The sequence below is a fragment of the Sulfuritalea sp. genome (assembly GCF_031426875.1).
GTDB lineage: Bacteria > Pseudomonadota > Gammaproteobacteria > Burkholderiales > Rhodocyclaceae > Sulfuritalea.
Genome location: NZ_JASJPC010000040.1, coordinates 1 through 11066, shown reverse-complemented (window position 1 = coordinate 11066; position 11066 = coordinate 1). Strand labels below are relative to the sequence as shown.

The window sequence follows — 11066 nt, the reverse complement described above, 5'->3', positions numbered from 1 at the left end:
TCCCGGATCGTGAAATCGGGTCGTCGGCTGAACTCAAGTCCGACAGGCTGCTAGTCTGGGATCGCCGCAGCGGCGAAACGCTGGGCAATGCCATCGTCTGGCAGGACCGGCGCACCGAACCGGACTGCGCCGCGCTGCGCGAGCGCGGCTGCGAAACCATGGTGAGGGACAAGACCGGTCTGGTCATCGATGCCTATTTTTCCGGCACCAAACTGAAATGGATACTCGACAATGCCCCGGGCGCGCGCACAGCAGCCCATCGCGGCGAACTGGCCTTCGGCACCGTCGATACCTGGCTGGCCTGGCAACTGACGGGCGGTGCCGTCCATGCCACCGATGTCAGCAACGCCTCGCGTACCCTGCTGTTCAACATTCATCGCAACGAATGGGACGACGAACTGCTGGAACTGTTCGATATTCCGCGCGAGGTCCTGCCCACGGTTCACGCCTCCAGCCATCTCTATGGCCAAACCCAGGCCGAGCTGTTCGGTGCGCCGATCGCGATCGGCGGCATCGCCGGCGACCAGCAAAGCGCGCTGTTCGGCCAGGCCTGCTTCAGCGCCGGCCTGGCCAAGAACACTTACGGCACCGGCTGCTTCATGCTCATGCACACCGGTGAGCACTGCCTCGCCAGCCGCAACGGGCTGATCGCCACCCGCGCCGCACAGGCCTCCGCCACGCCGCAGTTCGCCCTCGAAGGCAGCGTGTTCATCGGCGGCGCCGTGGTGCAGTGGTTGCGCGACGGTCTCAAGGCGATCGAGGGCAGCGCGGCCATCGAGAATCTGGCCGAAAGCGTGCCCGACAGCGGCGGCGTGATCTTCGTTCCGGCTTTCACCGGGCTCGGCGCCCCCTACTGGAAGCCCGATGCGCGCGGCGCCATCCTCGGCCTGAGCCGCGGCACGACCGTGGCGCACATCGCCCGCGCGGCGCTGGAAAGCATCGCCTTCCAGAGCGCGGCGCTGTTGCAGGCCATGAGCCGTGACCTGGCCGACAGTGCCGGCGTGACGGAGTTGCGCGTCGATGGCGGCGCCTGCGTGAACAACCTGCTGATGCAGTTCCAGGCCGACCTGCTGGGCATTCCCGTGGTGCGGCCGCAAGTCATCGAAACCACGGCGCTGGGTGCGGCCTATCTGGCGGGGCTTTCCTGCGGCATTTATGCCGGCATCGACGAACTCGCGGCGCACTGGCAGGCGGAGCGGGTCTTCCATCCGACCATGCCGCGCGAGCGCGCCGACGCGCTGATGCAGCGCTGGGAACATGCCGTGGCGCAGACGGTGCTTTAGGCGCCGTTACCTGCCCGCGAAGCGGCGTCCCAGGTACGCAGAGCGCGCGCCAACGCCAACTATTGAGTAAATCAGGCCAAAGCGGGCGAATGCAGGCCGGCGGCTAACCGCCGCGCCGGGTTTCCTGCAGCGTCTTCAGTTCGGGCAGCTTGAGCCGCCGGCGATCCGGCTCGACGGCGGTCAGGGCCTCGACCTCGCGCAGCGTGCCGTGGCAGCGCCTGACCAGATCGTGATAGACGCTCGTGCCTTCGATTTTCCAGGCCATTTCCAGCTCGCTCAGTTCGCGCATCACCTTGGCCGGCACGCCGGCGGCCAGCATGCGCGGCGGGATTTCCATGCCGGCCTTGACGAAACTCTGCGCCGCGACAATGGCCGATTCGCCGACCACGGCGTTGTCCATGAGCACGGCATTCATGCCGACCATGCCGTTCCTGCGCACGATGCAGCCGTGCAGGATCGCGCCATGGCCGATATGGCCGTTTTCCTCGACGATGGTGTCGCTGCCGGGGAAGCCGTGCATCACGCAGCAATCCTGCACATTGGCGCCGGCACCGATGAACAGCCGGCCGAAGTCGCCGCGCAGGCTGGCGCAGGGCCCGATGTAGGCCCGCGGTCCGACCACCACGTCGCCGATCAGCACCGCCGACGGATGCACGAAGGCCGTCGGGTCAACCACCGGCACGATGCCGTCGATCTCGTAAACTTTCATTTCGTCGCTCTCCGTTCCTGACTCGTCACTGGACGCCGATCATACGTGGCGCCGGCTCTGCACCACGAAGAAGCGGCTGGCGACAAAGGCGCTGTCGGTGAGGCAGGCGTTCGCCGCCGGGTTGGCGCCGGTGGCGTGGAAGTCGGAAAAACCGGCCGACTGATTGACGAAGACGCCACCGGTGAGATTGATCGACAGCGCCACGCCGACGCGCAGGGACGCCTCCTCGGCATGCTCCACGATCAGCGGATTGGTCGAATACAAGGCAAAGGTGATCGCGCCCTGTTCGCGGATCACGCGCTCGGCCGTGGCCAGGCTTTGCGCCATGGTCGCGGTTTCGACCACGAGCGTGATCGGGCCGAAGCGCTCCTCCATGTAGGCGCGCTCGTCGCTGGCCGCCACCCGGAGGATCAGGGGACTGCGCACGCGGGCTTCCGGCCATTGCGGATGGGCAACCGCGCCCGACGCGCGCAGCACCTCGCCGAGTTCGTGGGCCGCTTCGAGGCGCGCCAGGGTGGTCGGCGACTGGATGGCGCCCAGTATCTCCACGGCACGCGCCGGGTTTTCGAGGAACTGCGAAACGGCATTGGCCAGATCGCGGCCGAACTGCTCGGCGGAAACCACGCCGTCCGGCGTCTTCACGCCTTCGCGCGAAACGAAAATCGTCTGCGGCGTGGTGCACATCTGCCCCGAATACAGCGACAGGGTGAAGGCCAGGTTCTTCAGCATCGCCGGGTAGTCGTCGATTGAATCGACCACGATGCAATTCACGCCGGCCTTTTCCGTATACACCATGGCATGCCGGCAATGCTCTTCCAGCCAGTTGCCGAAGTCGGGGCTGCCGGTGTAGTCGATCAGGCGCACCTCGGGATTCATCGCGATGTCCTTGGCAACCGGTGCCGCCGCGTCGTCGATCAGCAGGCTCACCAGGTTCGGGTCGAAGCCGGCCTCTTTCAGCACTTGGCGCGCCACCGCAACGCTGATCGCGAGCGGCAGGATCACCGTCGGATGCGCCTTGACGATGACCGGGTTGCCGGTCACCAGGCTGGCAAAGATTCCGGGATAGCCGTTCCAGGTCGGGAAGGTCGAACAGGCGATGACCAGGGCCACGCCGCGCGGCACGACGGTGAACTTCTTTTCCATTTTCAGCGGCGGATTCTTGCCCTGCGGTTTCTCCCAGAGTGCAGTTTCCGGCACCTGCTTCATTTCCCGCCAGGCGTAGGCCATGGCTTCGAGGCCGCGATCCTGGGCATGCGGTCCGGCGGCCTGGAAGGCCATCATCAGGGCCTGGCCCGTGGTGTGCATCACGGCATGGGCCATCTCGAAACTGCGGGCATTCAGCCGTGCCAGGATTTCGGCGCAAACGCCGGCCCGGGTATCGGCCCCGGCCTTGATCCAGCCCGGCATGGCGGCTTTTGCCGCCGCGATCAGCGCGTCGGCACTGCAACGCGGATAGGAAATGTTGAGCGGCAGGCCGTAGGGCGAGACTTCCGCGCCGCCGCGGTCGATCACGCCCGGTTGGTCCAGATAGAACTGCGCGCCGCGATAGGCCTCGAAAGCCTGGCGCCCGTCCTCGATCGCCGTGTCGCCGTACACCCGCGGATTCTCGGCATAAGGGCTCCAGTAGCCGCGCGCTTCGATCGCCGCAACGGCCTGCTGCAGCAGGGACTGATGTTTCTCGAACATGGGATGGGGCATTTTGGATCTCCGGGGGAAGGACTACTTTTTTATATTGGCTGCTTCTTGCATCGAGACAACATCGGGGCTCAGAGCATCGTGACCCATTCCTGGGCCCAACTCAGCGCTTCTTCGTCGGGCAGCGGCTGGGTGCAGGCATCGATTTCGAGCCGCTCGCCCACCTTGCGCGCTCCGCAGCGGGCGAACAGCGCATCCATGTCCTTGCCGGCCTGGCAGAAGGTCGCCTTGTAGGTCTGGTCGCCGAGCGCGATCACGCCGTAGCGCAGACGGGAAAGATCCGGCGTCTCCGCGCGCAGGCGTTCGGCCAGCGGAATGATGTTGTCGGGCAGTTCGCCGTCGCCATGGGTGGCTGTGCACACCAGCACCACGTCGCGGCCGTCAAGTTCGGCGCTGCCGGCATCGGCGTCGCCCGCCACCTCGACTTCGTGGCCGAGCGCGGGCAGATTGTCCGACAGATGGTCGGCACACATCTGGGCGTTGCCCGATTCGGTGCCGACGATGATCAGTATCTTGGCCATGATGGCGTTTCCTCTATATCCCCGTTGCCCGGGGATGGTGACGTGATACATTTTTATTGTACCCTGCAGGCCTCAACTGTGTCATAATTAATTTGATACTATTTAAACATTTCATGTTTGTAATATTGTATCCCTTTACTGCGCGCCGCGAAATACTTCTATAGTCCGGACGCAGGGTAAGGACACACATCGTGGAGCGAGACATGCAGAAACAGGATAAGGATTTTCTCGAACGCATCGCCGCCGGTCACAGGATCGGCGCGCCCGAGGGCGACGTGCTGCGTTGCGCCGGGCAGCCGGTGCCTACCGGCTATCGCAGCGAGCTGATGCGCCTGGTGGTGGTCTTCGCCGATTCCGAACTGGCCGGCGCTGCAGGCTTCTGCCCCTTCATCAACCGCGGCCCCGGGCTGCGCGAGCGCATCGTCGCGGCCAAGATCGTCACCGAAAAGTACGTGCACGCCGAGATGGCGCTGAAGCTACTGGAGCCCTTCGGCGTGAACCTCATGCTCTATGTGCGCTCCCACGCCTGGGATTCGCGCCTCGACCGCCACATCGATCTCGGCACGCGGCGCATCGGCGGCGACAAGCGGCTGAATGTGTTCCACTACCCGCTCGAAGGCTGGGAGGACGCCGTCGTCTTCAACATGCTGATGGGCGCCGCCACCGCGATCCAACTGGCGGAAATGGCGCAGAGCTCTTATACGCCGCTGGCCGCCGCGATCGCCCAGATCCTGCCGCGCGAACAGGAACATGCGCAACTGGGCGAATCCGGCGTCAAGCAGGCGATCGAGCGCGGCGGCAACCGGGCCGCCGTGCAGGCCGCGGTTAACTATTGGCATCCGCGCGTCGCTGCCACCTTCGGCCGCGTCGATTCCGATCATGCCATGACCTACATCCAGTACGGCCTGCGCGGTCGCAGTAGCGCCGACATGCTCGCCGACTGGAAAGCCCGGTCAGCCGCCGCGCTCAAGCGCCTCGGCATAGCCATTCCCGACTGATCGCCACGGAGCCCCGCCGATGAACTACCAGCACATTCTTTTCTCGCTCGAAGGCGGCATTGCCCGCCTTACCCTGAACCGTCCCGACCGACTCAACAGCTTCATCGCGGACATGCATCTGGAACTGCGCGATGCGCTGGCGAGGACGCGCGACGGCGGCGCCCGCGTGCTCCTGCTGACCGGCGCCGGGCGCGGCTTTTGCGCCGGCCAGGACCTGGCCGACCGCAATGTCTCGGCCGGTGCCGACCCGGTCGACCTGGGCTACACCATCGAAACCTACTACAAGCCATTGGTGCTCGCCCTGCGTGCCTTGGAGATGCCGGTCATCTGCGCCGTCAATGGCGTCGCCGCCGGAGCCGGCGCCAGCATCGCACTGGCCTGCGACATCGTGCTGGCGGCGCGCTCGGCCAGCTTCATCCAGGCCTTCTGCAAGCTCGGCCTGGTGCCCGACGCGGGCGGCACCTGGGCGCTGCCGCGCCTGGTCGGCACCGCCCGCGCCATGGGCCTGGCCATGCTCGGCGACAAGCTGTCCGCCGAGCAGGCCGCCGCCTGGGGCCTGATCTGGAAGTGCGTCGATGACGAGCAACTGATGGCCGAAGCCGACAAGCTCGCGGTGCATTTCAGCAGTGCGCCGACCAAGGGGCTGGCGCGCACCAAGCAGGCGCTCTACGCCAGCAGCGGCAGCAGCCTCGAACAGCAGCTCGAACTGGAGCGCGCCAGCCAGCAGGAACTCGGCTTCGGCCACGATTATCGCGAGGGCGTCGCCGCCTTCATGGAAAAGCGCGCCCCGCAATTCACCGGCGAATGATCATGGCCATGACCCCGCAACAGATTGCCGAACGCTGCACCGCAGTCATGTGGCCCGACGACCATGCCGCACAAGGCCTCGGCATCGTCATCAGCAGCACCACCCCGGGCGCCGCAACAGTCATCATGAAAGTACGCCAGGACATGGTCAACGGCCACGGCATCTGCCACGGCGGCTTCATCTTCGCCGTGGCCGACACCAACTTCGCTTACGCCTGCAACAGCTTCAACCACCGCGCGGTGGCGGCCGGCGTCGACATCAATTTTGTCGCCCCCGCCCATCTCGGCGATACACTTACGGCCGTTGGACGCGCGCGCCATCAGGGCGGCCGCAGCGGCATCTACGACATCGAGGTCACGAACCAGGACGGCAAGACCATTGCCGTGTTTCGTGGCCGCTCCACCCGCATCAAGGGACACTTCTTCGACGAAAGCGAATCCGCATGAGCTTGCAAGCATATATCTGTGACGCAGTCCGCACCCCGATCGGCCGTTATGGCGGCACGCTGGCCACCATCCGCACCGACGACCTCGCCGCACTGCCGATCAAAGCCCTGATGGCGCGCAATGGCACGGTGAATTGGGAATTGGTGGAGGACGTCATCTACGGCTGCGCCAACCAGGCCGGCGAGGACAACCGCAACGTGGCGCGCATGGCCGCACTGCTTGCCGGGCTGCCGGTCGCCGTGGCCGGCGCCACCATCAACCGCCTCTGCGGCTCCGGCATGGATGCCGTGGGTACGGCAGCGCGCGCGATCAAGGCCGGCGAAACTTCGCTGATGATCGCCGGCGGGGTGGAGAGCATGAGCCGCGCCCCCTTCGTCATGCCCAAGGCCGACAGCGCCTTCTCGCGCAGCAGTGCGGTGTATGACACGACCATCGGCTGGCGCTTCGTGAACAAGCTGATGAAGCAGCAATACGGCGTCGACTCGATGCCGGAAACCGCCGACAACGTCGCCGCCGAGTTCAAGATCGGCCGCGCCGAGCAGGACGCCTTCGCCCTACGCTCGCAGCAGCGCTGGGGCGCCGCCAACGCCGCCGGTTTCTTCAAGAGCGAGATCGTCCCGGTCGAGATCGCACAGAAGAAGGGCGACCCGAAAATCTTCGACACCGACGAGCATCCGCGCCCCGACACCACCATCGAGCAGTTGGCCAGGCTCAAGGGCATCAACGGCCCCGAACTGACCGTGACCGCGGGCAATGCCTCGGGTGTCAATGACGGTGCCTGCGCGCTGCTGATCGCCTCCGAAGTCGCGGCCAAGACGCACGGGCTGACGCCGAAGGCGCGCATCGTCGCCATGGCCACGGCCGGCGTCGCGCCGCGCATCATGGGCTTCGGTCCGGCCCCGGCAGTGAAAAAGCTGCTGGCGCAGACCGGGCTGCGGCTCGACCAGATGGATGTCATCGAGCTCAACGAAGCCTTCGCCGCACAAGGCCTGGCGGTCACCCGCGACCTCGGTCTGGCCGATGACGACGCCCGCGTGAACCCCAACGGCGGCGCCATCGCCATCGGCCATCCGCTGGGCATGAGCGGCGCGCGCCTGGTCACCACCGCGATGTACCAACTGCAGCGCAGCGGCGGCCGTTATGCCTTGTGCACCATGTGCATCGGCGTCGGCCAGGGTATCGCAATGATCATCGAGCGGGTCTGAACGACGTCGGGGGAGCGCTGTCGCAACGCTCCCATCTATAATTCCACTGTCGCACCTACAAGGACGAAACGATCATGGGTTCTATCAGCATTCCGCTTTCGAGTGAGGATGAGGCGACTTTGCATCACCTTGCCGCTGTTCGCCACGCCAGCGACACGGAGATTGCCGCCGCCGGCCTGCGGGAGTATCTGCATTTCGAGGCCGAGCAGATCGCCAAAATACAGGCCGGCATTGCCGCGGCGGATCGCGGCGAGTTTGCCGGCGATGCCGAAGTAAATGCCTTCTTCACCAAGTACGGCGAACCAAGTTGATGCGCATTCGCTGGACGCCGCCAGCGCTTGCCCAGATAGCCGAGATTCACCAATACATCGCGACGGAAAACCCGCAGGCTGCGCGACGCGTGGTGGCACAGATCAGGAAGGATGCCATTCTGCTGTCGGCTCAGCCCAGCATGGGCCGAGCAGGGCGCGTGCCTGGAACCCGAGAACTGGTGGTCAGTCGTTACCCTTTCATCATCGCCTACCGCATCGACGGCAACGATATTCCGATTCTCGCCGTCATCCACTCCGCCCGCCGCTGGCCGGAACAACTGCCTGAATAAAGGCACGCCACGATACGGGCGGCCGAAGTAATTCCGAATAGAACCCCGGTACAGAAAACCCAGCCGAAGGGTTAAAAGTCGGCGCTTGCCGGCCCGCGAAGCGGAATCCCCGGCAGACAGAGTCCGGCACGGCACCACCGTCCGATCAGGCGTTCCGTCCTCGGTCGAACAGCCTGATCAGGTCTTCCCGTCCGCTGATCTCCAGGCGGGAGTGAATCTGGTTGACATGGTTGGTCACGGTGGACGGCGAGATGCCAAGTTCGCGCGAGATGTCCTTGTAGCGCTTTCCCTTCACCAGCATTTCCGCCACCTCCAACTGACGTCGGCTGAGACGATCCAGCACGTGTTCCCGCGCCACGCTGAGCAGGTACAGGTCGCGACAGGGCGTAGCCTCGAACTTGAGGCCGTCCCTGGCCCAACGGATGGTTTCCTCGCCTTCTAGCGTATCGAACGGCAAGGAAAGTCGCGGACCGTTCCACGCTGGCCAAACCTCCTGCATGATCTCCGGAAAGCGCGGCGTAGTTTCATAAATCGCGCCGGCGGAATCGCAGATCGCCAGCGCGCTGCTGCCCTGATCGAGCGAGTTGTGCAACTGGGAGAACAAGTTGATCCGCATCGCCTCGATCATGTGAGGCACCAGCAATTCCTTGGTTTGCCGGCTGGATTCGACGAAGTGCGCCTTGGGGTCGCTGCGATAGAAAGAGACGAAAGTCGTTACCCGCGTAACCGGGGATATCTGGCAGGTGCACAGCGCGTGTTCCATGCCGTAATAGCGGCAGTGCTGCAAGTAGGCCGGGTGACCGACAAATACCGCGCGCGGAATCAGATCCTCCATCCGAATCGTTCGGCCGGGATTCGACATAACCGCCTGTGCCAGAAAATCGCCGGAAAGTCGCAAGGTCCGGTCGTAGTTTTTCATCATTTCAGGCGTTTGTTGAAAAAGGTAAACGCTGCTGAAATCGTCGCTGACGATATCCGACGTCACCCATATCCCCGAGTCGAATTCCACCGCACCGCGCACGGTTTCCATCGCCCATTCCTTGAACTCGGACGCGGCGCGATCCCGACAGCCCCGATAGAGGGCGAGGATGGTGTCGTGCAACCGGGGATGGGTCATGTCAGCGCTCCAAGTTCGTTGCCGGCCGGCATTTTCCGACGGGTGAACGAAACAGGATATAGGTGAGTTGACCCATATCCATACGGGTCGTATTTCAACAGAATACGCCCGGCGCATTATTGGACATGGCGATGAACAGCGATGAACACCGGGAAACGGGAAACGGGAAATTCCCGAATGAAAAGTCTGCCCTGGCGAGACGGCGTCAGCGCCCGATCACGCTTTTCCGCGCTTGGCCTTGCCGCCGCGCACGGACGCTTCTCCCTGCCGCAAGGCCTTGACCAGCGCCCGCACCGCCTCGCGATGCGCCGGCGAAAGCGCACCAAGCTCTCGCGCCAGTTCAAAATCGACCGCTTGCCCGGCTTCCCGGGCCTGGCGTTGGGTACCCCGCACGTCGCCGCTGTCGCCGAAGCGCAACCATTCCGGTGTCACGCCAAGCCATTCGGCCAGCACCCGCAGCTTGTCCTGAGCCGGCAGCGCCTCACCGTTCAGCCATTTGCGGCTGGCATGCAAGGTCACTGGCGCGCCCGGATAGCGGCGGTTGAACTCCCGCGCCAGCCGCGTCGGGCTGCTGCCATCGTCGCCGACGCGGGCCAGCGCTTCCATCAGGCGGCGCGAAAAGTCTTCTCTTTCCAGGGTCGAACGCATGACCGGAAGCTACCAGTCACGATGTCGCCTATCAGTCGTCAGTTAAATGTTGACTATTGGTAGATATGCTGGCATGGTCTTACGCATTTTGACTTGCGTGCCCAACCTACTGAAGCGCCTCACCGGCAAGAGCAGCCAGGTAGCTGGCTTGTCCGATACACCGAAATGACCTTGTCACTTTTCCCTGGAGCCAGTCGATGAAGATTCGAACGAAGAAGAGATTGATACCGCTGGCGATGGTTGCGGCTTGTGTGCTCCTGCCACAGTTGGCCCAACCGCAGAGCTTCACCGCGCTAGGCGATCTGGTTGGCGGCGGCTTCACAAGCCGCGGCCATGGCGTGAACAGCGACGGCACAGTGGCGGTAGGCTATGGCACCAGCGCCAGCGGCAACGAGGCGTTTCGCTGGACGCAGACTGGTGGCATGGTCGGCTTGGGCGACTTGACCGGCGGCGCGTTTAACAGCAGCGCCAATGGCGTAAACAGTGATGGCACGGTGGTAGTGGGCGATAGCCACAGCACCAGCGGCAACGAGGCGTTTCGCTGGACACTGACTGGCGGCATGGTCGGCCTGGGCGATCTGGCCGGTGGCGGTTTTGGGAGTTGGGCCAATGGCGTAAACAGCGACGGCTCGGTGGTGGTGGGATATGGCACCAGCGCAAGTGGCAACGAGGCCTTTCGCTGGACCCAGGCGGATGGCATGGTTGGCTTGGGCGATCTGGTCGGTGGCAGCTTCCAGAGCGGCGCCTATGGCGTAAACAGCGACGGCTCGGTGGTGGTGGGATATGGCACCAGCGCAAGTGGCTTCGAGGCGTTTCGCTGGACACTGACTGGCGGCATGGTCGGCCTGGGCGATCTGGTCGGTGGCAGCTTCCAGAGCGTCGCCAATGGCGTAAACAGCGACGGCTCGGTGGTGGTGGGATATGGCACCAGCGCCAGCGGCAACGAGGCGACTCGCTGGACCCAAACCGGGGGGATGGTTGGCCTAGCAGCCTGTCGGACTTCACCAATGTTATGCTATAATCATAGGCATTGAA

General features: G+C 64.3%; 13 protein-coding genes. 8 read left to right on the top strand and 5 right to left on the bottom strand.

What is annotated here, in order from left to right; genetic code table 11:
- Positions 1-1283: glycerol kinase (locus RMO95_RS17080; protein WP_310451858.1), on the top strand; the 1283-nt coding region annotated here is incomplete at its 5' end.
- A 103-nt stretch (positions 1284-1386) separates the two neighbouring features.
- On the opposite strand, the gene RMO95_RS17075 is transcribed toward RMO95_RS17080, so the two are convergent.
- From RMO95_RS17075 to RMO95_RS17065, 3 genes are all read right to left on the bottom strand, one after another.
- Positions 1387-1992 (bottom strand): phenylacetic acid degradation protein PaaY, encoded by a 606-nt coding sequence (locus RMO95_RS17075; RefSeq protein WP_310451857.1) that lies wholly within the window; start codon positions 1990-1992, stop codon positions 1387-1389.
- Between the two features lie 39 nt (positions 1993-2031).
- Entirely contained in the window at positions 2032-3690 is a 1659-nt protein-coding gene (paaN, locus tag RMO95_RS17070) for a phenylacetic acid degradation protein PaaN (protein ID WP_310451856.1), read from the bottom strand.
- Between the two features lie 68 nt (positions 3691-3758).
- Entirely contained in the window at positions 3759-4208 is a 450-nt protein-coding gene (locus tag RMO95_RS17065) for a flavodoxin domain-containing protein (protein WP_310451855.1), read from the bottom strand.
- A 203-nt stretch (positions 4209-4411) separates the two neighbouring features.
- On the opposite strand from RMO95_RS17065, the gene RMO95_RS17060 reads away from it, so the two are divergent.
- The 6 genes from RMO95_RS17060 (at position 4412) to RMO95_RS17035 (ending at position 8266) form a co-directional block, all read left to right on the top strand.
- Complete coding sequence (locus RMO95_RS17060; protein ID WP_310451854.1) at positions 4412-5206, top strand: Phenylacetic acid catabolic protein; 795 nt, start codon at positions 4412-4414, stop codon at positions 5204-5206.
- A 19-nt stretch (positions 5207-5225) separates the two neighbouring features.
- Positions 5226-6014: a 2-(1,2-epoxy-1,2-dihydrophenyl)acetyl-CoA isomerase PaaG gene (paaG, locus tag RMO95_RS17055; protein ID WP_310451853.1), complete on the top strand. Its 789-nt coding sequence runs from the start codon at positions 5226-5228 to the stop codon at positions 6012-6014.
- An 8-nt stretch (positions 6015-6022) separates the two neighbouring features.
- Entirely contained in the window at positions 6023-6460 is a 438-nt protein-coding gene (gene paaI, locus RMO95_RS17050) for a hydroxyphenylacetyl-CoA thioesterase PaaI (protein ID WP_310451852.1), read from the top strand.
- Positions 6457-7665 (top strand): 3-oxoadipyl-CoA thiolase, encoded by a 1209-nt coding sequence (gene pcaF, locus RMO95_RS17045; protein ID WP_310451851.1) that lies wholly within the window; start codon positions 6457-6459, stop codon positions 7663-7665. The genes paaI and pcaF overlap by 4 nt, the downstream gene beginning before the upstream one ends.
- Positions 7666-7739: 74 nt before the next feature.
- Positions 7740-7976, top strand: a complete 237-nt coding sequence (locus RMO95_RS17040; protein WP_310451850.1) for a hypothetical protein — start codon at positions 7740-7742, stop codon at positions 7974-7976.
- Complete coding sequence (locus RMO95_RS17035; RefSeq protein WP_310451849.1) at positions 7976-8266, top strand: type II toxin-antitoxin system RelE/ParE family toxin; 291 nt, start codon at positions 7976-7978, stop codon at positions 8264-8266. Before RMO95_RS17040 ends, RMO95_RS17035 begins: the two co-directional genes overlap by 1 nt.
- A gap of 145 nt (positions 8267-8411) precedes the next feature.
- Here RMO95_RS17035 and RMO95_RS17030 read toward each other — a convergent pair whose 3' ends face one another.
- Complete coding sequence (locus tag RMO95_RS17030) at positions 8412-9383, bottom strand: helix-turn-helix transcriptional regulator (protein WP_310451848.1); 972 nt, start codon at positions 9381-9383, stop codon at positions 8412-8414.
- 216 nt (positions 9384-9599) lie between these two features.
- Positions 9600-10031 (bottom strand): hypothetical protein, encoded by a 432-nt coding sequence (locus tag RMO95_RS17025; protein ID WP_310451847.1) that lies wholly within the window; start codon positions 10029-10031, stop codon positions 9600-9602.
- A 197-nt stretch (positions 10032-10228) separates the two neighbouring features.
- On the opposite strand from RMO95_RS17025, the gene RMO95_RS17020 reads away from it, so the two are divergent.
- A complete protein-coding gene (locus RMO95_RS17020) occupies positions 10229-11065 on the top strand; it encodes a hypothetical protein (protein ID WP_310451846.1) in 837 nt (278 codons plus the stop codon).
- The last annotated feature ends 1 nt before the right edge of the window (position 11066 follow it).